This window comes from Pedobacter polysacchareus (genome assembly GCF_019802255.1).
Taxonomy (GTDB): domain Bacteria; phylum Bacteroidota; class Bacteroidia; order Sphingobacteriales; family Sphingobacteriaceae; genus Pedobacter; species Pedobacter polysacchareus.
On the sequence record NZ_JAHYSS010000001.1, the window covers coordinates 105,372 to 131,057 of the forward strand.

At 44.8% G+C, this 25,686-nt stretch carries 1 protein-coding gene; it reads right to left on the minus strand.

All coding sequences use genetic code 11. From position 1 onward, the window contains the following. Positions 1 to 5: 5 nt before the first annotated feature. Positions 6 to 25,262, minus strand: a complete 25,257-nt coding sequence (locus K7X70_RS00425; protein WP_222535235.1) for a choice-of-anchor Q domain-containing protein — start codon at positions 25,260 to 25,262, stop codon at positions 6 to 8. Positions 25,263 to 25,686: the final 424 nt, after the last annotated feature.

Genomic DNA, 25,686 nt, shown 5'->3' on the forward strand with positions numbered 1-25,686 from the left:
ATCCTTTATTTCTTTACAATTTCTATTTGTCCATCTTCTTTGATCAGGAAGGCCAACTCATTTCCATAGGCTACCCCCAATTTATTTATCGCATAAGCCTTCAGGTAATACGGAATTCCCGTACTTAAACCTTCCAGACTGATCACCGAAGCATCCGCTCCTGCGATGACTTTCGCATCTGCCAACGTTGGGTTTGGCACCGTACTCCAGCAAATTCCTGATTCAGTAATTGCCGATTCGCCATCGGTGATTAAAGTCAGCCCGCTGAGCACGGCAGTGGTACTTTTAGCAATGACCGGTACGGTTTTCAGCAATGGCTTTTTAACCGGTGCATAACCATACCATTCCGTCAGTTTAAACGGAGCCTCCTGATCTGCCAGGTGACTCTTGCTATTCAACCATGACAGGGAGAACGGTACTTTTCTTTCTGTCTCATTGATCTCTCCGATGGCGAGCATATAATCTGCCACTATCTTCATACTGATCCCTCCGGAAGCCGGCAATGGATTCAGCTTCCAATCGGCATAAAGCGTTACGCTTGCTGTAATTGGGAGGCCAAAATTAAAAACAGTTTCCATATTTTGATCACTATACCAGGCATAAAAAGTACTGCCCGTTTTAGTGCTGGCAGCAGCTGTGATCATAGATTGATCTTCTACTACCTGTGAAGCGACAGCACTGCCGCCATTACTTATCCAGGTGATTGTATGGTACAATCTGGAGATCTCCAGAGCACCATTCACAAAAGCAAAGTCATAATTGGCTGCTTTTAAATCCCCTGCCAGGAAGAGTACCGGATAAACTCCCGGCAGACTTGCAGTTGCAGCTGTTGTACTCGTTAGGGGTTCTCCCTCTAATTTTGCTGCGGCTCTCAAGCTCAATTCCGTTTCGCCATATTTGAAGCCTTTCATTTGATAAGTAAATGATGGATTCTCATGTCCGAAGAAACGTTTCAAGGTATCTCCATAAACCGTCAGTAAAGCTTTGCTGATGAGGAAGCTTTGCTCTGCCTCTACTTTTTCATAAAACGCATTTCCTGACTGAACCGCTTTGATTAAGACTGTACCGGCGCCTTCAATTGTCGCCAGATCCCCGTTGATATCCAGCTGACCTTCTAACAATTCAAAAGTAATCGGCAATCCGGAAGTCACTGTTGCTTGTAGCTGGAAAGGGTCATCGCCATATTGTTTGTTTGTAATTGCGGCAAAATTGAGGATCTGCGTCGCTTTCTGAATGCGGATCATCACTTGTGCCGTCTGTAAAGTTGTATTGAAGGTATTTGGAGACAGGGCTAAATCGCCAACCATCAGCAATTCGCCAATTGGAGCAGCAGCATAGTTTGCCGGATCCCAGGTCACGATCAGGTTTTCTTTTGAACCATCATTATAGGTCACTTCAACACGGCCAGGTAATCCTAATCCAGCGAATGGTGTGCCGTAAGCCACCGTAATTGGTGTGATTACCGCGACCGAATCAATGTCCTTTTGAAGGGTAATTTTGATTTTCGCTTTCAGGTCTAAAGTGTTTCTAACGTCATTTGTGAGCTGTACCTCCCCGCTAATTGTCTGCTGCTGCAGGAGGTTACTTTGGTAGGCGCTTTCCTCCCATAGCACTGGTAAATCTTCGGTACTCTGATCATCATAAGTTACTTTGACGCTTAATGGCAACTCCAATGCACTGAATAACTTGCCATACACATCCACTAATGCCTTCGATTCTTCTACCGAAATGATATTTTTCTGATCGATGATCACTTGTATTTTAGCCATGATATCGGTAGGATTTGATGCCCCATCTGCAGGATCTAGAATCCCTGTAAAGTTAAAGCTCCCGACTTCATCTTCGATGAAATCTGCCGATTCCCAGGTCACTCCTGCCAGCCCCGTCGCACCAGTTGTATAAGTTACCGGCAAGGAAGTACCGAGTTGCGTCATCACGGTTGCCTTGCTCGTTCCTAAAGGAAAATGAACTGGTGTCGTTACCGTCACCGAATTGATCATCAGCAATGGAACCTGTACGGTAATCTTTATGGATGCCGTTTTATTGTCCTTATTTTCTTCCGGGCTATCTGGCAATAATGTTCCGTTTAACAAGTAATCAGCAGCCGTATTCCCATCAAAATTTCCTGCATCCCATAACACCGACAGCGGTTCTACCTGCTGATTATTATAGGTCACATTGACCGTAGGCGGCAAGGCCAGGTTGGCAAATAATGTTCCGTAAGGAACGATCATATCTGGTACAGCTGCCACAGCAACCACAAAACGAGGCGCTACTTTTACTTCCATTAAGGCCATTACGTCATTCGGATTTTCAGTATTTACCGGCATCATGACCTTGGTCATGAACCTATAATAGCCCGTTTCAAATGGGTTATAATCCGAATTTTCCCAGCTGCTGATGCTCAGCATTTCCGTAGCACCATCATCAAATAATCCGGTTACTTTCGCTGGTAAACCCAAGGCAATTAAAGCTGTTCCGTTAGCCACCTGAATGGTATCCGTCGCTATAGAAACCAAGGTTCTGATCTTCTCCGCGACAGTTACACTGATCGTTGGCTGTAAAACATTAGGGTTGTCAATTTCCGTAGGAACCACCATTGTTCCTGGTAATATATAAGTGCTCGCTATTTTTTCGTCGTAATTTCCTTTGGCCCAATCCACCGATAATAAGTCTTCCGACTGGTCATTGTAAGTTACTTTTACCGATTCCGGTAAAGTTAAGGCGTCAAAAGCAGTACCATAAGGAACCGTTAAAGGAGCAACTGTGGCAATCTTCAGGATCGCTTTCCTGCCTACTTTAACCCATACCTGAGCAGGCAGATTGCCTGGATTCTGTACCCCTTGCGGCAATACCAATTCTCCTTCAAACAGGTAGGTTCCAGCAGTGGTTTCGTCATAATCCAGACTTTCAAATGAAAGGCTCATTACTGGAATATCCTGATTTGTGCCATCGTCTAATTTCGCATTGCGGGTTCCTGGGAATACCAATGTTTCGAGTTTTGTACCATAAGCCACTTCGATCGTATCTGCTATCAGCGAGACAATTTCTTTTGCCCTTGGCAACACTGTGATCTCTATTTTAGGAATAATCCCTTTAGAATTTTCTATATCATCCGGCAGGATAAACTCGCCAGTAACATTGTATTTTGCCGCCAGGTTTCCATTATACCCTGTTAAATTCCAGGTGACGCCAAGATCCTGTCTGCCTCCATCTACAAATTCGGCGATCAGCGCATCCGGTAAAATCAAGGTATTGGCATCCGTTCCAAAAAACACGGTTAAAGGATCTGGAGCAAGGTAAGATTTGATGATGCGTTTGCCGATATTGACTTTTAAACTGGCCTTTACACTATCCGGATTGATGAACCCTTCAGGTGTTTCCAGTTCCCCTACCAGCTGAAAAGCACCAGGCTCATCCGCCAGGTAATCACCCTCCATCCAGGTTACATTTAAGCTGCCGGAAGTTCCATTATCATAAGTGACCAATGCTTTTTTAGGAAACAATAATTTAGCGGCAGTAAATGTAGTTCCATAAGGAATATTCACTGAATCCGCTGCTGCGGTGAGTACTTTTAATGGTTTTGGCCCTACTTTAACCAACACTTCTGCGTAGCGTAAATTCGGATTTTCGATTTGGTCGTGGATCACGATCTCGCCTTTAAAAGTATATGTTCCTTCCTGGAAACGGTTATAAGTTGCAGAGCCCCAAAGCACGCCTTCTGTTCCGGTCGACTGATCATTATAAGTCACTGTTACTTCATCCGGCAAGCCGATTTCGTCGGTTTCTGTGCCATATTTTACATTGATTAAAGGAGGATTAATTACCGAAATCACTTCCTTTTTGCCCAGGATAATTGTAATTGAAGTGCTGCGCACATCTTTGTTCGCCACACCAGGAATCAGTATAGGGTCTCCATCAAAGGTATAGTTCCCGGGTTTCAGCGGGTCATAACCTTCCGTATCCCAGGTCATATTCAAGCTCCCGGTACTGTTGTCATCATAAGTTACCGGAATAGCCAGTTTTAAAGCTTCAATAGCATTTAGCTTTGTTCCGAAAGCTACATGAACAGAATCCGGACGGGCAATAGACACAATGTTTTTAGGCTTCGGAAGTACCGTTAAAACAATTTTTGCTTCCAGATTTCCGGTGTTGTCAATGCTCTCATTGTGCAGTAATTTCCCTGATAGGTTATAGTCGGCGGAAACCAGAGGATTATATTTTCCAGGTTTCCATTCTACGCCTACGGTGTCCGTAGTTCCATCATCAAACCTTGCTTTAATCGTTTGCGGCAATTCCACCACATCATCAAATGCGGTTGCATACTGCGTACTTACTCCTGCCACCGGAAGCACAGAAACGATGTTTTTACGGATGATGACTTGCTGATTTGCGAACAGGCGCTTACTGTTGGACGTCAATGGTTTCAGCTGCAAATCACCTTTTAAATCATATTCTCCACCTTTATTTGAGGTATAAGTAGATTTATCCCAGATCACGCTAAGGAAACCTGTAGTCTGATCATGGTAAGTTACCCGGATCGAAGACTGTAATGGCAAGTTTGCTGCCGGTGTATTCAGGGGTACTGTGATGTCTGCTAATGGTTCTATTTCAATGATGTTTTGCTGTGCATACACATCTACACTGGCCTCAAATTCTGCTGGATTGGCATGTTCTTCTTTCAATACCAAATCTGCATAAAGGCGGTACACACCCGATTTTAAATCGTAAGCACCCGGTCTCCAGATGAGCGTTAACATATCAGTCGTGACGCGGTCATCATAAGTTACCCTCACTTGTTTTGGCAATAATGGCAGGACTTCTGAGAATGGTGTCCCTGATAAAACATATACCGGCGGTAATTCTTCCAGGGCAATGATGTAAGGGAAAACCGGATCTATTACGGCTACTTTCGCAGTGGCGGTCAGGTTGTTCCTGTTCATCTCCGGTTTAGGGACCATAATGTTCCCGATCAAGGTATACAGCCCTTCCGCATTTCCATTATAATCACCAGCCAGCCAGGTTACAGGGAACTTCACCTTGCTCTGATCACTCATCACTACCTCAACTTGCGGTACCAGGTTTAACTGGTCGAAAGGTGTGCCGGTATCAATTTTAACAGGGATCGGATAAGGTTTCAGCACCTCAATAATATAAGGCTCCCTGGTGTTCACCTTCATTTTGATTTTCAGAGAACCACATACATTATCTCCGGCAACGGACAGGATAAACTCATACTCCCCAGCTTCGGTTGCTTCTCCGGAGATCAAACCTGCAGGGCTGAGCGTCATTCCATCCGGCAAAAGCCCTTGTGCTAAGGTAAACGTATAATTTCCTGCAGTAGCCAAAGCGATCTGGTGGCTGTATTGGCTCCATTGATCCGCTTCAGGAAGCTGCTGTTCTGCATTTTCCAGGTATAATCCCTGGAATTCATAAGCCCCGATATCTACAGTATTGTGCTGAATCCTTGGTGCACCGGCAAGATCCTGAGTGATCCCGTTGATTTTGCTGTTATCTCCCATATTAATGGAAGGTGAACATGGCGAAAGTGACAATTCATCCCCTTCAGGATTGTTAAACTGAGGGTCTTTACTTAAGATCAGTGTTCCTGTTTTATAACCATTTTCGATGGTACTGTTGGCCACAACAATACCTGTATTGAGCTGATCGGCTACTTTGTTGCCACGTTTATTACCCCATAAAATGGTGTTGTAAATGTTCAGTGTTCCGGTATATCGATACACCCCTCCACCATATTGATTGGCGGCAGAAGTATTCGCATAAGCGATGCTGTTGTTAGCAATCGAGGTGTTCACCAGGTTGGTGATTCCATTATAATGGTACAATGCACCCCCATAATATCCACCGGTACTGGTCACCCTGTTTCTGCTGAATACTGCGTTATTGATGTTCAGTGTTCCCGAAGTCTGATAGATTGCTCCACCGTGCTGTACCGCAGTATTTCCGATAAATTTCGCATTATTGATGGTGGGTTTTCCATTGCTGGCATTATATAAAGCACCTCCGTAAATCGCAGCGGCATTGTCTTTAAAGGACACTTTATCCATTGTAACTGCCGAACTGATATTATACAATCCCGCACCATAACTTCCTTTATTCCCGATAAATTTAACGTCTTTAAAGCTGATTACTGCCGAGTTGTACATCCCTCCGCCATAAGCATAGCCACCCGGACCTACCGTATTATTCTCCAGGGTGATGTTGCTGAATTCCGATGCACCGCTATTGAAAACACCACCGCCATAATTATAAGCGACGTTGTCTTTAATCCATAGGTTCCTAAAGATGATCTTTCCTAAGGCATTGTAAATACCCGCTCCATAATACGCTTCATTGCTGGAATTAGATCCTGTTGCGGTCTTTCCACCAACAATACTGAATCCATCTACAATCGTTGCATTTGTTAAAGCAACACGGTTATAAAGGACATGGTAACTTCTTTTTTCTCCGCTTAAAATCGTCTCATTTGTTGTCGAAATTGTTTCCGGATCTCGCTCTGAAAACTCATTTTCTGTGCCTGCAAAACCACCGAATAGTTTCACATTTTCTTTGAGGACATAGTAATCGGTGACTTTCAATCCAGGAATATATTTCCCTTTCGCCACCCATACCGTATCGCCGGCAAGGGCAGAGCTGAGTCCTTTTTGGAGGTCAAGGAAACCATTGGTCCAGTCGGCACCATTGTCCATTCCTGTGGCGGCCTGGTTCACATATATGCGTACCCCACCGATTCCTGGTCTGACGTCTACAGTGTATAGTCGGTTTCCACAAAGCATCCCATCGTTTGCGGTGACATTGAACGTATATGTTCCGCTATTGATCGGGCGGCCAGTAATCTGACCGGATTTGTTCATCAACAATCCATCTGGCAATTTACCGTAACTGATGGCGTAAGTGTAAGTACCGCTGCCACCGCTAGCGATGATCTGCTGTGTATACCGTTGTCCGCGGATCCCTTCCGGCAATGCCGCCGGGCCGACCATAATTCTACTTTGCTGGTTTTCATCAGCCCCCAGATCTACCGCATCTGCCATGATCCTGGTTTTACCATTGATGTCTTTTGTTAATCCAGCAGCAAATACATTGTCTCCCATATTGATTGCAGGCGAACAATCCGATAAAGAAAGGTCGTCGGGATCGGCAAGATTAAACATCGGATTTGCATCAATCACTGTTTTTCCGGCCAGGTAACCGCCCCTAATCAAGGCATTGCTCACTTTAACATTCAGGTTCAGCTCATCAGCTATATTGTTGCCGCGTGTATTGCCCCAGAGAATACTGTTCTGCAGGTTTAACGTTCCCGCATTGCGATAAATTCCTCCTCCATATTTGGTTACTGCAGCATTCACATAAGCGATGCTGTTATTGCTGAAAGTTACGTTATTCAGATTGGAAGTAGCGGTGTACTGATACAAACCACCGCCGAAATAAGCAGCGTTACCCGTCACTTTATTCCTGCTGAATGCTGCATTGTTTAAAGTTAAAACAGCTGAATACTGGTATAAACCGCCTCCATGCTGTACCGAAGTATTGCCCATAAATTTAGCGCGATCCAGGGTGATTTTACCATTGTAAGCATAAAACCCACCACCTGTTAATACTGCTTTATTCTCTTTAAATAACACATCATTCAACACCAATGCAGCCGTAGCATGGTACAATCCTCCACCGTTATTTGCAGTATTGCGGATGAACTCGATATGGTTCATGACAGCGGCTCCTGAGTTGTACAATCCACCGCCATAAGCGTAGGAACTAGAGCTGATCGTATTGTTTTCAAAAGTGATCTTATTGAATACTGCTGCACCAGTATTGTACATTCCCGCACCATAACTGCTGGAGTTGTTATTTTTAATCCAGAGGTCCTTAAAGATTATGGCTCCCTGAACATTATAAATACCTGCACCGATATAAGGTTCGCCGGTGCTTCCGCCAACTACGGTACGGCCACCAGTAATCGTGAAACCATCCAGCACCGTTGCCTTCGTTAGTGCTTTGTTGTTGAAGACCACATGTCTGTTGATGTTTTTCCCATCTAAAATCGTTTGGTTAAGTGTTCTTGTATTTAGGCTATCTCTTTCTGAAAGCAGGCTTTCCCTGGCAGCAAAACCACCGTATATTTTGACGCCTTCTTTCAACTGAAAGGTAGAAGTGATGAGCGGCCCTGGGCTATAAGTTCCTTTCGCTACCCATATTTCATCTCCGGCAATCGATACTTTCAGTGCATTTTGTAAGTCGAGGTAAGCATTGCTCCAGGTACTCCCATTGTCTTGTCCCCCAATTGCGGCCTGGTTCACCAGGATGCGAACGACTCCGCTTCCTGCTACAATTTCCATGTTGTACATCCGGTGTCCACATAAGTTGCCATCGGTAGCTTTGACTACAAAAGTATATTTACCGATCACGATTGGATTACCGCTGATCAAGCCCGCAGGTGTCATTGAAAGTCCATCGGGAAGTTTTCCGGAAATCACCTGATAGGTATAGTTTCCGGTACTTCCTGTATGACCAGATCCGGTTATTCCTTGTAACTGGACACTGATACTTTCTCCGCGATTTCCTTGTGGCATTGTCGCTGGCCTTACCTCAATTACTTCTTGCTGGTATTCTAAAGCCCCCATATCTACCCATTCAGACTTGATCCTTTCCGATCCCAGAAGGTCTTTTCCACCTGCAAGTACCAGTGTATTCTCTCCTGTATTTACTGCCGGCGAACATCCGGTAAGGCTTAAATCATCTGCTGCCGCGTTTACAAACATCGGTTCGGCATCAATGATGTTAGCACCTGCTGCATAACCTCCCTGAATCAGGGAATTGCTGACTTTAATATTCAAGTTGAGCTGATCTGGCGTTGCGGAGCCTCTCGTATTTCCCCAAAGCACACTATTATTCAAGGTTACCGTTCCTGCATTTCTAAAAATGGCCCCACCATAATTTACGGTTCCTGCCTTGAAATAATTGATGCTGTTGTTGCTAAAAGTGTTGTTAGTGAGCGTTGCTGTTCCGGAATAGATAAAAATGGCACCGCCATAATTTCCTGCGGTTGAGGTCACACTATTCCTGCTAAACGTGCTATTGTCAAGTTTAAATGTACTGTTAGACCAGATCGCTCCACCATGTAAGACCGCGGTATTATTGGTAAATAAAGTTCTGTTTAAGGTTAATGTTCCGCTGGCATAAATTGCACCACCACTTCCTGCGGCACTATTATTTTTAAAGGACACATTGGTAAATACCGGTGTGCCATTGGCGATAAAAACAGCGCCTCCGGTAGTGGATTTATTAGCGGTAAAACTGGCATTGGTGATGGTTAAAACTGCTCCGGAATTGCTGTAGATCGCGCCTCCCTGTCCGTTGGTGATCGTGTTATTGTCGAATCGGACATCGATCAACTCGCCCAGCCCTGCATTGAACAGGGCAGATCCGTAACCCGGATAACTGGCAGATTCAATGATCTTATTGTTTTCAAAAACACCTCCTTTGAGCTTAAATCCACCGGCATTATACACCGCCGAACCTCTGGCATATTGCCCGGTTGTCCGGTTATTGCTGAAAATGATATTGCTGTAAGTTGCATTTCCGCTATGGTAAAGTCCACCTCCATAACTGGCGATATTATTCTTTATCCAAAGGTGATTGAAGACTGCAGCTCCGGCTGAATTGTAAATCCCAGCGCCATAATAATTGCCATTGTAATAATAGCTGTTGTAACTGGTTCCGGCATTTCCACCCTGGATTGAAAAACCATCCAGTACCGTTGCGTTGCTTAAGGCGGCGACGTTATAAACCACATGGAAACTCGACTTCCCCTGACTGCCATCAAGGATGGTTTCGTTCAACCCACGAACAGCTGTACTGTCTCTATCTGCCAATAAAATTTCTGTTCCTGCGAAACCACCATAAATCTTCACTCCTTCTTTTAAAGTGAAGGAAGAAGTGTTCAGCAGTCCCGGACTATAAGTTCCTTTGGCCACCCAAACTGTGTCTCCTGCGGAGGTTTGTGCCAATGCAGGCTGCAAATCGGTAAAGGCATTCGCCCAGTCGCTGCCGTTGTTTTCTCCTTTTGCGGTCTGATGTACAAACAGTTTTCCTGAGCCATTTAAAATGTTGACTGTATACTGTCTGTTTCCGCTCATTGTACCATCGGTGGCACCGATTACGAAAGTATAACTGCCCACTACTGTTGGTGTGCCCTGTAGTTTTCCATTTGGCAGGAAGATCAATCCGGTAGGTAATTTACCCCCTTGCAGCGACCAGGTAACCGGTAAAGTCGTTCCCGTTGTGGTTAACTGGATGGCTGCGTAAGCGCCCCTTTTCAGAGGAGCAATAGTTACTGGATTCAACATCAGACTTTGTCCGCCTTCATTTTCATAAGCACCCAGGTCTATCAGGTCATTGATCAAACGCGGTTTTCCATCAAGGTCTTTATCAAATGCCTGCCAGCTATTTTTTCCGGCATCAATTGCCAGAGATCCACCTTTTAGCCTCAGGTTATCTGCGGCTGCATCTTCAAACATGGGATCTCCAAACTTGATGTCTTCCCCGGTTGAATAGTTATTCTGGATTAAAGTACTGCCGGCGATGATGCCTGCATTGAGTTGATCCATTACCTTATTACCGCGTTTATTGCCCCATAGAATGCTATTATGAAGTGTTACCGTTCCTGAGTTGCGGAACAATGCCCCTCCGTAGCTTAAGGTTGCACTGGCATTGATGTAATTGATGCTGTTGTTGCTAAACGTGACGTTATTGATCAACGCTTCCCCGGAGTTGACAAACATTGCCCCGCCGTAATAAGCCGCTGTTGAGCTCACCTTATTTCGGCTGAATATACTGTTGTCGATTCTGATACTTCCAGTGCTCCAGATGGCTGCTCCATGTTGTCCGGAAGTGTTTTCAATAAAAGAAACACGATTTAACACCGGGGTTCCCGCAGCATACATTGCCCCTCCAGTTCCGGTAGTACTGTTCCCTTTGAAGATGGCGTCTGTAATTTCCGGGAAGCCATTGGCAATAAATAGCGCTCCACCTGTGCTTGCTTTATTGCCTGTAAATTCGGCTTTGCTGATCTTTATTCCAGCGCCAGAATTACTATAAATCGCACCTCCTTGTCCGTTGGCAAGCCTATTATTTAGGAATTTAACTTCTTCTAATTCCAGTAAACCCGTATTAAAGATTGCGGCTCCATAACCGGTATAACTAGCGGATTCTATGATGCTATTTCCTTCAAAAATCCCTTTTGTTATGGCGAAACCTTTGGTATTATAAACCGCAGCACCGCGTGCATACGAGCCTTTAGCGATGTTATTCGTAAACCTGATATTGGTATATTCCGCATCACCATTATGGTATAAACCTGCACCATAAGTAGCGATATTATTTTTAATCCATAGGTTTCTGAAGATCGCCGTTCCAGCGGTATTGTAAATTCCACCACCATAATAATTGGCATTAGAGGAAGAGGAATAAGTCGTTGCTGCAGCTCCTCCCTGAATACTGAAACCATCCAGTATCGTGGCCGAAGTTAAGGCCGTGGTATTGTAAACAACATGGTAGCTGGCCACTCCCTTACTTCCATCCAGGATCGTTTCATTCAGCGTTGCGATGTCATTTGATACCCTTTCGGTGATCAGCGTTTCTGTACCTGCAAAACCGCCATAAATCTTTACTCCCTCTTTTAGAGTGAAAAAGGAGCTTGCTGTGATTCCCGTACTGTAACTTCCTTTAGCCACCCAGATTTCATCGCCTGCTTTAACTTGTGCCATTGCCGCTTGTAAATCTGTGAAAGCATGTTGCCAATTGCTTCCGTTGTTATCTCCTGTTGCTGTTTGATGTACGAATAAGCGAACTGGTCCTTCTTTTACGTTTACGGTGTATTGTTTGTTGCCTGCGATGGTTCCGTCCCCGGCGCCGATCACGAAGGTATAGCTGCCTACTAAAGTTGGTGTTCCTCTTAATTTACCATCGGGTAAGAATACCAGCCCTGTGGGCAATTTGCCACCCTGGAAGCTCCAGGTAACTGGAGATGTGGTTCCGGTGTAGGTCAGCTGAAGGTCCAGGAATGCTCCTCTGCTGAGGTCTGGAATGACTCCCGGACTGATCAATAATTGTCCGGCACCATCATGCTCGTAAGCACCCAGATCTACGACTTCATTAACCAGCCGTGGGTTTCCTGCCAGATCTTTGTCGAAAGTTTGCCAGTTGTTGTCTCCCACATTCATGGCTAATGAACCTCCTTTGAGTCTTAGGTTGTCTGTTAATGGGTCTTCAAACATCGGATCTCCGATTTTAATGTCGGTTCCGGTGGCATATCCATTCTGGACAATCGCATTGCCGATAATGACACCTGCATTCAATTGATCGGCTACATTATTGCCTCGTTTGTTGTTCCAAAAGATACTATTGTGAACATTCACCGTTCCAGAGCTGCGGAATAATGCGCCTCCATAGCTTAGGGTGGCACTGGCATTGACATAGCCAATACTGTTGCCGCTGAAACTCACATTGCTGATGTTTGTCGTTCCTGAACCCACATATATAGCTCCTCCATAATATGCGGCGGTAGCATTGATTTTATTCCTGCTGAAAATGGTGTTGTCTATTTTTAAAGTTCCGCTGCTCCAGATGGCGGCTCCATGCTGAAGCGAAGTATTTCCTGTAAAGCAGATACGGTTTAACAACATCGTTCCTGCGGAATAAATAGCTCCGCCTGTGCCCGTAGAAGCATTGTCTTTAAACCTGGCCTGGCTCAGGTCAGCAGTACCATTGGCAAAGAATAAAGCCCCGCCAGTAGTCGCTTTATTTCCAATAAATTCAACTTCTTTAATTTTCACTGCTGCTCCAGATCCAGAGTAAATTGCTCCTCCCTGCCCACTGTTAATGGTATTGTTTAGGAATTTAACTTCATTTAGTTCTAAAGCTCCAACGTTAAAAATACCCGCTCCATATCCGGTATAGCTGGTTGATTCCGTGATCTTATTGTATTCAAAAACACCGTTCTGCAGCTTAAATCCAGCACCATTATAAACACCAGCCCCTCTTGCATAAGACCCTTTTGCTTCGTTATTGCTGAAAGTGATGTTCGTATAACTTGCGGTTCCCTGATGGAACAAACCTGCTCCATAGGTAGCGATGTTATTTTTAATCCAAAGGTTGCGGAAGACTGCTGATCCTGCCGTATTGTAAATCCCACCACCATAATAATTGGCATTGGAAGAAGAGGAGTAAGTAGTGGCTGCTTTTCCTCCCTGGATGCTGAAACCGTCTAACACGGTCGCCTCCGTTAAGGCTGCCGTATTGTACACCACGTGGTAACTGGCTACACCTTTATTACCTTCAAGAATGGTTTCATTGGCGTTGCGAATGGCGGTACTGTCGCGCTCTGCAAGCAGATTTTCTGTTCCTGCAAAACCACCATAAATCTTTACGCCTTCTTTTAGGATGAAGTAAGAACTGGCGGTCGGACCGGCACTATAACTTCCCTTCGCCACCCATATTTCATCCCCTGCTGAAGTTTGTGCCAGGGCCGGCTGCAGATCTGTAAAGGCATTGGCCCAGTTGCTTCCATTGTTTCCTCCGGTTGCCGCTTCATGCACAAATAACCGGGCTATACCACCGGTCACGCTGACTGTATATTGCTTGCTGCCGATCAGCTGACCATCCGTTGCCGCAGCCACAAAAGTATAACTGCCAATTAAGGTGGGCACTCCTGTGATTAAGCCTTCAGGGGTTAACGTCAGTCCGACTGGTAAGCTACCCGATTGAACAATCCAGGTATAGTTTCCTGAACCACCGGTTGCGGTCATTTGAATCTTTGGATTTATTCCCCTTGGGAACGGGTTAAAGCTTGCTGGCAAGATTTTCAGCCCTGATCCACCTTGATTCTCGTAGGCACCAAGATCGATCTGATCATTCACCACCCTTGCATTTCCTGACAGGTCAGTAGTACTGGTATTTTTGGCATTGTCTCCTGCGTCTATTCCTGGAGATCCGCCTTTTAGTTGTAAGTTATCGGCCTCTGCCTGCTGAAATAAAGGATCGCCAATCAGCACATTTGTTCCGCTGGCATATCCGCCCTGTACCAGCGAGTGGTACACCACTATGCCGGCATTGAGCTGATCTGGGAGATCATTACCTCGTTTATTGCCCCAGAAAACACTGTTATTGACATTGATGACACCCGCACTGCGATACAATCCAGCACCTCCAATGGTGGTCGCATGAGTAAAGGCAATCCGGTTGGCACTGAAGGTCACATTGTTTAGTGTTGCTGCTGCTGCAACAAACAAACCTCCGCCATAATATGCCCCAGCTGTAGTCACCGCATTTCTGCTGAACACCACATTTTCCAGGCTAGCCGTTCCAGACAGATGGTACATTCCACCTGCCTGCTGACCAGCACTGTTATTAATAAATGAGCTGTTGAATACATTGATCAGTCCGCCATTATGTGCAAATCCACCTGCGTAAAGCCTGGCAATATTGCCTTTAAATGTCGCATTGACTAAAGTGATGGAAGCGTTTAAATTGTACATACCCCCACCATAAGCACTGGCTTCGTTGTCCTGGAAAAGGATTCCTGTAAATACTGCAGGTCCCTGATTGTAGATCCCTGCTCCTCTATCCGCTTTGTTATTTATAATTTGAAGGTTATTGAATACTGCTTTTACAGAGGCATAATTGTAGATACCACCACCGCGATGGTTGTCGGTATCTCCTCCCGATAAAGCTTGTCCGCCGCTAACCGTAAATCCATCCAATACGGTGGCGGTAGTTAAAGCGAGGTTGTTAAATAAGACGTGTCTGCTGGCCACTCCTTTGCTTCCATCTAAAATACTTTGGTTATCGGTATGGATGGTATTCGCTTGGCGCTCTTGAAGGGTCTTTTCTGTTCCGGCAAAACCGCCGTAAACTTTTACCCCTTCTTTCATGGTAAACCAGTCGGTGGCCAATGGCCCTGGGCTGTAATTTCCTTTCGCCACCCAGATCTGATCTCCGGTAATGGATTTGTTCCAGGCATTCTTTAAATCTGTGAATCCATGTTCCCAGCTGCTGCCATCATTATTACCGGATGCAGCGGCTGCATTGGCATATAAAACTGCAGCTGCAGGATTTACCAGTAACGTATATTGCTTGCTGCCCACCAATTCTCCGTCGGTTACACCGATCACAAAAATATAGGTTCCGGCAACCATTGGTCTACCAGAAAGCGCGCCATTTGGTTTAAGCACAATTCCGGATGGTAAGGTTCCTGAAGTCACTTTCCAGGTCAAGGCATTTGTAGAACCCGTTACCGTTAAAGGCACTTCCAATACCTCCCCGCGACTATAAGCGGATAAGCTCAATGGCGTAATGATCAGACTTGCTGTACCTTGATTTTCATAGGCACCCATATCTACCGTTTCGTTGATTAAACGTGGGTTTCCATCCAGATCTTTTACGGTAGAGATCTTTGCATTGTTCCCCATATCTATCGCTGGAGATCCTCCTTTCAGGCGAAGGTTATCCGCTGCTGCGTTGACAAATAAAGGATCGCCGATCACGATGTTTGTACCGCCAGAATAACTGCCCTGAACAATACTCTGATCGATAGTCACTACCCCAGTAATCTGATCTGGAAGGTTTGCTCCGTAAGTATTTCCCCAAAAAATACTGTTATAAATGGTAACGGCTCCGCTGTTGCGGTATAAAGCGCCACCACCTGCCGAAGCTCTGGCAATGCTGTTACCGCTAAAAGTCACGTTGATTAAGCTTGCATTTGCGCTGGCATAGATCGCAGCTCCATAAAAGGCACCGGTAGACGTCACCTTATTTCGGCTAAAGATCACGTTGTCCAATTTAGTCGCTCCTGCCAGATAAAATGCACCACCATGCTGCACAGATTCGTTGGCAATAAATGAAACGCGATCTAATACGCCATTCGCGCTACTGCTGTACAATGCACCGCCCGCACCAGTGGCTGTGTTTCTGATAAAGCTCACATCAGTCAATTCCAGCAGTCCTGTGGCTGAATACAGGGCTCCCCCAGTAAAGGCTGTATTTTCTATAAATGAGGTTTTAGAGATTTTCGAAGTCGCTCCTGCGGCATGGTAATAGGCACCACCCTGTGCATAAGTCGTTCCCTCCACCCTGTTGTTTTTAAACACCGTATTGCTCATATTTAAAACACCATAGTTGATCAGGGCACCAGCATAGGTACCCGTTCCTGCAGTCACCACATTGCTTTCAAAAGAGACACTGTCCAGATTTGCCGTTGCAGTCCCAATGTATAATCCTGCCGCCCTGCCATAAGTACCGGTGGTGGTATTTGCGACAAACTTTGTATTGCTCAATGTAATTGTACCCCCAGAAACCATCATACCTCCACCGTAAACGGCATTATTACCGGTAATGATGAGGTTGTTGAATACGGGATTTCCCAGGCTGTTAAAAATTCCCGCACCATAATAATTTGCGCCCAGCGAACTGCTGTTGGTCATTAATGTTTTTCCCCCGCTAATGGTAAATCCATCTAATAATGTCGCATTGCTTACCGCGATAGTATTGGAAACCACATGGTAGCTGGCTACCCCCTGACTACCATCAAGGATACTTTTATGAGTAGTGTGGACATCCGATATTTTTCTGCTTTCCAGGCTTGCTTCTGTTCCGGCGAAGCCTCCGTAAATTTTAACACCTTCCTTTAAATTGAAAGTAGAGGTAGCGAGTAATCCAGGGCTATATGTCCCTTTAGCCACCCAGATCTGATCACCAGCAATGGCTTGGGCAATGGCCAATTGTAAATCAGAATAGGCGTTTACCCAATCGCTGCCATCTTTTTTTCCAGTTGCCTTTTCATCCGTAAACAGGTGTGTACTGGCGGCATTAACGATGTACGTATATTGCTTGCTGCCGATAAACTGACCATCGGTTACCGAAAGCACGAAGGTATAACTGCCAGCAAGCATTGGCCGGCCAGTTAACCATCCTCCCGTACTCAGGGAAAGTCCCTGAGGCAATGCTCCTGAGGACACGGTCCATGTTAATTTTCCTTCAGCTCCAGTTGCAGTAAATTGCTGGTTTAAAATAGTACCTCTGTTTATTGGGCTCAGTGTTGCCGGCAAAATACTCAGACTTGCTCCACCCTGGTTTTCATAAGCACCCATATCTACTTGCCCGTTGACCACCCTTTCATTGATGTCCAGATCCCTTGAAGTTCCTGTAGCCGCATTATCACCAGCATCTATGGCTGCCGATCCGGCTTTCACCCGGAGGTTATCATTCGCTGCATCTGTAAATAATGGGTTTCCTATGGAGATATTGGTTCCCGCAGCGTAACCACCTTCTACGATGGAGTTGGCAATGGTTAAAGCGGGACCAGCTAGCTGATCTGCGACATTCCCCCCACGTTTATTGCCCCATAAAATACTGTTGTAGATTGCAGCTGTTCCCGATGCAGCCTTGAAAAAAGCGGCTCCGGTTGCTGTTGTGGCATGAACATAAGCGGTGGTATTGTTGCTGAAAGTAATGTTGGAAAGCGTAGATGTTCCTGAGGCATGGTACATTCCGGCACCATATCCATTGGTATTTGCCCCGGTAATTGCATTTCTGCTAAAGATGACATTGTCCAATCTGACAATTCCACTGTTATACAGTCCGGCACCATGCTGTACCCCGATATTGGCAATAAAGGATCCGCGGTTGAGGCTGAAATTTACGGTAGTGTGCACTCCAGCTCCTAAAGTGCTGGCGGTATTGCCTTTAAAGCTTACATCTTCTGCATCAATTACGCCATTATTCAAGATACCACCCCCATTTGTTAAGGAAATATTATTTTGGAAATCACCTTTTCTAATGGTCAGCAAGCCTGTTCTATGGTATAAACCACCTCCACCACCGGTAGTCGCCTTGTTGCGTAAGAACTGAACATCCTCCAGTTTTACCTCCGGAGTGTAATTGTACATCCCTCCTCCAATAATCGCCTCATTCTCGATGAAATTCAGCTTTCTAAAACTGGCCAGGGCATTCTGGTTGTATAGTCCACCGCCCTGAGCGTTACCACCAGACACGATGTTTTTTTCCATCCTGATATTTTCAAATGTAGATGGGCCATTGTTAAAAATCCCACCACCGTAATGGTAGGCATTGTTATTTTTAATCCAAAGGTTTCTGAATACTGCCGTTCCTGCATTGTTGTAGATTCCGCCTCCATAATAAGCCGGACCGGAGCTATTGATGGCTGTTCTTCCTCCGCTGATGCTAAATCCATCTATGACCGTCGCTGCGGTTAAGGCCACTGCATTATTGACTACATGGTAACTTTTCCCATTTCCATTCAGGATGGATTCATTTGTTCCAAATAGGGTATTTGCATCTGCCACACGTTGTGTTAGGGCATCCTCAGTTCCTGCGAAACCACCATACATTTTAACCCCTTCTTTCAGCGTGAATGTGGAAGTCAAGTCTGGTCCCGGGGAGTAATTCCCTTTGGCCACCCAGATTTCATCACCTGCTCCGGCTTGTGCCAGCGCAAGCTGTAAATCTGTAATTGCATGTGCCCAGTTATTTCCTGTCTTCGTTCCTGTTGCAGCTTCACGTACATATAAGCGTGCTGGTGCCTGCTGTACTTCGATTGTATATTGTTTAGATCCAATCAAATTGCCATCCGAAGCGGCAACAGCAAAAGTATATCCGCCAATCACCGAAACCATTGCGCGCCCATAGATTTTACCTGCCGGAGAGATGAAAAGCCCGGTAGGAAGTTCTCCGGATAATAAGCTCCAGGTATAAGTCCCGCTCCCGCCAGTAACTTGTAGCTGGATGTTCTGCTCTTCACCGCGTACCAGTACCGGCAAGGTTGCTGGTGTAATTTTTAACGAAGCACCACCCTGGTTTTCATAAGCACCCTGATCAACAGTAGTATTATAAAAACGTGGATTTCCTTCAATATCCTTTGTAGTCGTGGTATAGGAATTATTTCCTTTATCAATGGCCAAGGAGCCGTTTTTCAGGTTCAGGTCGTCGGTTGCGGCATTGGAGAATAATGGGTCTCCCACTAAAATAGCCGTTCCTGCTGCATAATCATCTTGAACCGTACTGTTCGCGATGGTGATTCCTGTATTCAATTGGTCAGGAACTCCAGCTGCTCTGGTATTTCCCCAGAAGATACTGTTGTACACTTTTACTGTTCCCGAAGCTCTGAACAATCCTGCTCCAGCATTTGCTGCGACAGAAGCCACGCTGTTATTGCTGAAAGTAGCATTGGTCATATTTAATGTTCCACTGCCAATGTATACGCCAGCACCCGTAGCCGCTGTTCCTGTTCCTTTATTACGGCTAAACACCACATTGTTCATGGTGTTCGTTACCGTTCCATAAAAACCTGCACCGCTTTGTACGGCAGTATTGCCAAGGAAGGATACGCGGTCCAGATCTATAATACCTGCGTTATTTATCGCTCCCGCATAAGTTACCGCAGCATTTTCTCTGAAAACAGCATCCGTAATTGTTACCGAACCCGTATTATAAATTGCGCCTGAACTTGCATCTGATCTGTTGCTGATAAATTCAGCATTGCTGATGCTGAAACCAGTTCCTCCGGAACTATTAAATATGGCCCCAGCATAAGTATTCCCCAGGTTGTTTTCAAATACCGCTTTATGGATAGAAACATTGGCTGCGGAAGTAAAAATCGCCCCGCCATAATTTGCCTGGTTTCCTCTGAAAATCACATTATTCAGCACCAGATTCGCCCCTGTATTATAGAGACCGGCACCATAACGATTGCCTGTGAGCAGGATGTTATCTTCAAAAAGGACATTGTCTATTTTTGTTCCTGCTGCAAGGTTATAAAAGCCTGCTCCATATTGAGCTCCTTTATTCTTTTTGATGATCAGATTCCTGAAAGTTCCGTTCGCTGCTGCCGCAAGGTGGTTAATTCCCGCTCCGGAAGCATTGGTATATCCTCCGGAAATGGTAAAACCATCCAATAAAGTTTCTATCCCTAAAAACGTCGTGTTGTTGACTACACGGCGGTTGAAATCGTTTCCGCTCAATTCGGTCTCGTGGAGGGTAAACTTACCATTGGCATCCGCAATACGGTCTGCCGTACTCGTTTCTGTGCCCGCAAACCCACCATACATCTTTACTCCGGAAACCATATAAAACGAAGAATCCAGCTCTGCAACCGGCAGGTATTTTCCTTTAGCCACCCAAATCTCATCCCCATCTTTTGCCAGTGTCAATGCGCTTTGCAATCTCAAGAACCCGTTTTTCCAATCTACTCCATTGTTGATACCTGTAGCGGCCAGATTCACATGTAACCTGGTGGCTCCTGGATTAACAATGATGTTGTATTGTCTGGTTCCAACTTTAGCTCCCTGAACCGCACGCAATACAAAAATGTAGTTTCCGGCGATCATCGGAATTCCGCTGATCACACCTGTTTGCGTATTTAATGTCAATCCTAAAGGCAGTGCTCCTGTGAATAAAGACCATGTTGTTAGCTCTTGGCTATTGCTTAAACTAAACTGCTGCTCCAGAATTGCTCCTCTGGTCATCGGCATTAATGTTGCCGGAAGGATGGTTAAAGAACCTGGAGTTCCCAATGGATTTTCTAATGCCCCTAAGTCGACCGTACCATTAATAATCCTGGTATTTCCAGCTAGATCTGTTGTGCCAACAACCTCCTGATTATTCCCGGCATCAATGGCAATGGAACCATTTTTTAATCGCAGGTCATGCTGTTCCGGGTTTTCAAAATCAGGGTTCCCAATCAGGTTATTTGTCCCGGAGCTGTAGTTGTTCTGAACGATGTTATTGGCCATGTTTTTAAGCGCTGCTCCACCGATCTGATCTTCTACATTTCCTCCTCTTTTGTTGCCCCAGAAAATACTGTTGTAAATATTTACTGTAGTTGGCGTGGCCCATAAACCGGCCCCAAGAAAGGTTCCCGGTAAGCTCGTTACGGCAACCGTATTATTACTGAAAGTACTGTTCTGAATGGTTGCGGTCGTGGTACTTTCTACATACATTCCTGCCCCATTAGAAGCGGCAACTATTCCTGTAATTCGATTTTGGCTAAATACCGCATTTCGTATCGTAATTAGACCGGAGGCAAAAATCCCTGCTCCTTTTTGATCTGCTGTATTTTCCAGGAAGCTGGCTCTGTCGATGATGATTTCTGCAGTAGAATGTAGTCCCCCACCAGTCGTGCTGGCCGTATTTCCTTCAAACCTAGCATCGTTCAGCTTCACATTCGCGACGTTGTTATATACACCTCCACCAATAATGGCCTTATTATTTTTAAACGTTACCTGATTTAAGATCGCATTTGCTCCTGTATTGAATAGCCCTCCACCGTATCTGCTATTATTGGTCACTTCATTATTTTCAAAGAGGACGTTAGTCATCTTCAAACCAGGGGAAGCATTGTACATTCCTCCTCCGTAGATATGCGCTCTGTTGTTTTTGATGATCAGATTGTTGTACGTTCCATTCACTACAGCCGCACCATTATAAATCCCCGCACCATAACCGTCCAGCCTGGTACTGTCTGCAAAACCGGCGGTAATGGTTAACCCGTCCATTAAAGTATTCGGCGAAAGGAGTGTATTATTGAAAATAACATGTCTGTTGATGTCGTTTCCATGAAGAACCGTTTCGTTGGTCGTAAACCTACCTGAAGCATCTGGTACCCGCTGTGTCAAATCTGTTTCTATACCCGTAAAACCGCCATATAGTTTTACGCCGGAAACCAAAGAGAAGGTTGCTTTAGGGCCTGGCCCCGGACTATATTTTCCTTTAGCCATCCAGATCTCATCGCCATCTTTAGCAATGGCCAATGCAGATTGTAAATTGGTAAAACCATTTCGCCAGTCGATTCCGTTATCGTCGCCAACCGCCGCGGCATTCACGTGTAACCTCGTTAAACCGGCATTCACAACGATCGTATACTGGCGGGTTCCGATCTTATTTCCCTGTAATGCCCGAACCACGAAAACATAGGTTCCGGCAATCGTTGGGATACCGCTTAGCTTCCCTGTTTTAACATCAAAGCTAATTCCTGAAGGCAAATCACCTACCAACAGGGACCAGGTCACAGGACCAGAACCACCAATAAGGCTTAGCTCCTGTTGAAAATTAGCTCCACGAGTCTGAGCAGATATTACATCTGGTAGGATAGTTAAAGAGCCAGTCATCCCCAATGGGTTTTCTAATGCCCCTAAGTCGACCGTACCATTAATAATCCTGGTATTTCCAGCAAAATCGGTGGCGGTACCCACCTTTAAGTTATTACCGGCATCCAGTGCAATAGAGCCATTTTTTAGTCGGAGGTCATGCTGTTCCGGGTTTTCAAAATCCGGATTAGCAATCAGGTTATTTGTTCCTGAGCTATAGTTGTTCTGAACCAGGTTATTGGCCATGTCTTTAAGTACGGCTCCTCCAATCTGATCCGGAACGTCATTGCCTCTTTTATTACCCCAGAAAATACTATTGTGAATACTTACTGCGGCTGGGGCGGCCCATAATCCCGCGCCAACAAATGTGCCTTCTGCAGCAGTGCTGGCCAGCGTATTCTGACTGAATGTGCTATTCTGAATTGCAGTGGTGCCACTTTCTACAAACATCCCTCCACCATTATAAGTGGCCGTAGCACCAGTTACACTATTTTTACTAAGGATCACATTGCGCAGGATACTCGTACCCAACACATAAAGTCCCCCACCTTTTTGCTCCGCTATATTTTCCAGAAAAGACACACGATCCAGTGTGGCAATACTAGAACTGTAAAGACCGCCTCCATTAGTCTTGGCACTGTTGTTTTTGAAAACCACATCTGTTAGCGTCACCTCAGAAATATTATGTAACCCTCCACCTGCTGTTGTGGCTGTATTTCCTTCAAAACTGACGTTATCCAGGGTTACTTTTGTGACATTATTATAAATACCGCCTCCTTGTATTGCGGCGTTATTCTTGAAAACAACTTGATTCAGACTCGCATTAGCCCCTGTATTGTATAATCCGCCACCATACCTGGTTCCATTGATTACCTGGTTATTTTCAAAAAGAACATTGGTCAGTTTTAAGCCAACCGCTGCATTGAACATCCCTCCACCATAGATATTGGCGTTGTTATTTTTAATAATCAGGTTGTTGAAGATGGCATTCCCTACCGAAGCACCGTTGTAGATTCCCGCGCCATGTCCACTTGTTGAAGTGGAATTTGCATTACCTTCCGACACGGTAAAACCATCCATTAAGGTGTTTAATGATAGCGCTATGGTATTATATACCACATGCTTGTTGACGCCATTTCCACTTAAAATAGTCTCATTGCGGGTAAATCTGCCGGATCCATCTGCCTCGCGCTGACTTAAAAGTGTCTCTGTGCCTGCAAAACCTCCGTACATTTTTACACCTGAAACCATGGAAAAAGTAGAGTCTGCATGTAAAAACGGGCTATATTTTCCTTTGGCTACCCAGATTTCGTCTCCATCTTTAGCGAGTGCCAGGGCGGTTTGTAATCTTGTATAACCGTTTGTCCAGTCTACCCCATTGTTTAGGCCTGTGGCTGATGCGTTAACATGCAATCTGGCAGCTCCAGCACTAATTGTAAAGTTATATTGTTTGCTTCCGATCAGGTTTCCTTTGCTGGCTTTGATCACAGCCAGATAATTTCCGGCGATAAGTGGAATTCCTGAAAGCTGTCCGGTTTGAGGATTTAAAGAAATTCCTGGGGGCAATGCACCATAGGTAATTTCCCAATTGCTGGCATTGCCGCCATTGATACTGAGCAACTGGTTATAAGACAATCCACGTTGCTGGGTACTGATTGTTGCTGGAAGAATATCTAATGTGGCCGACATTCCCGAAGTATTTTCTAATGCCCCTAAGTCTATGTTTGCCCCAACTAATCTTGTATTTCCAACCGCATCTGTCGTGCCATTCTGTTTGGAATTGTCGCCCGCATCAATTGCTATGGATCCATTTTTTAATTGGAGGTCATCTCCCTCTGCATTTACAAAATCCGGGTTAGCGATGATATTATTTAGCCCGTATAAATAATTGTTTTGGACAAGACTACGCTCCATCGTGATTCTGACCCCGCCAATCTGATCTTCTATATTGTTTCCTCTTTTGTTTCCCCAGAAAATACTGTTGTAAACATTAGAGGCTATCGTCACATTTAAAGCCCCTCCGTAAGTGTTATTGTCTGCAACTGCATAAGAAATGGAATTGTTACTGAAGCTGCAGTTAAAGATATTCAGCGCAGTGCTGATGCCATATATGGCCCCTCCAATATGAGTTGAAGCCACTCCTGTTACCCGGTTCCTGCTGAATATAGAATTTCGAATCGTCATTCCTCCTGATGCGTAAATGGCTCCTCCCTGCTGACCGGCAGTATTTTGTATAAAGCTCCCCCGGTCTAAAGTTAGAGAGACCGTACTGGCTAATCCTCCTCCATTGATCGTCGACGTATTGTTTTTAAATACATTATCTTCCAGGGTAGAAACGATCGTATTGTATAGTCCTCCGCCTGAACTTGCGCCAGTATTATTGATAAAAGAAACATTTTTGAAAACTGCTGCCCCGGCATTATACATCCCTGCACCAAAGGTGTAGCTGAAGGCAGCATTATAAAAACTATTGTTCTCCAGAACAAGGTTGAGGTAAGTGGGCGTTCCACTATTAAAAAATCCTGCACCGTAATTGCTGGCAATATTATCTTTAATCCATAGGTTTTGAAAAACAGCAGATCCGGCAGTATTATAGATACCAGCACCTCTATTCACTACATTTGAAGCGTTACTGTTTACGGTTCTTCCCCCAGTAATGGTAAATCCATCTAAAACCGTTTCTTTAGGAACATTCAGGAGGTTACTGACTACATGGTTGTTGACATTGCTACCAGTCAGAATACTTTCGTTAGCAGTGAATAAGCCTGCCGAATTTGCGATACGCTGTGTCAATGAGCTCTCCGTTCCTGCAAAACCTCCATACATTTTAACGCCTGCTTTTAGCGTAAATGTTGAAGCGGCGGCGGCTCCAGGGCTATAAGTCCCTTTTGCCACCCAGATTTCATTTCCGGTAGCCGCTTTAGTAATTGCATTGAGCAAATCCGTATAGGCATTGTTCCAATCCGCACCGGTATTTGAACCCGTGGCGGCAGCATTTACATAAATTTTTGTTTGAGCGGTAATTTGAAGAGCGGAAAAAAATAGAATAGAAAAAGTAATGGCCTTAAAAAGGGAGGTACGCATAATTTGATAAAGGGATTTCTTCTTGAAAAAATTAAGATTCAGTATGTGTGGGGCAAAATGTTTCAATCGCTTTCCACCAAAGAAAGAAAATTGTGCTTTATGGCTTTTTTAAGAAAAAATCTGTAAAAAGAACCAAATTAATGTTGTTTTATTGATGGTTTAAATAACAAAATCAACCCAGTGGCAAAGCTATAAAATAAAGTTTGCTTCACAATAAAATTACTGCCGGTTTCAGTAAAAAAAATGATAGCTAAATCAATAACTTAGAATAAGTTAGCTAAAATTAGGGGCGATTCTTAGAATTTGTATTTTAAACTGCCTTTAGGATTAAAAGACAAGCTTTTTGAAAAAATAAAAGAGGAGAAAAAAAATGACCAACATCTTCAAATTTGACGATGTTGGTCATTTTACTTTGATGGAGCAG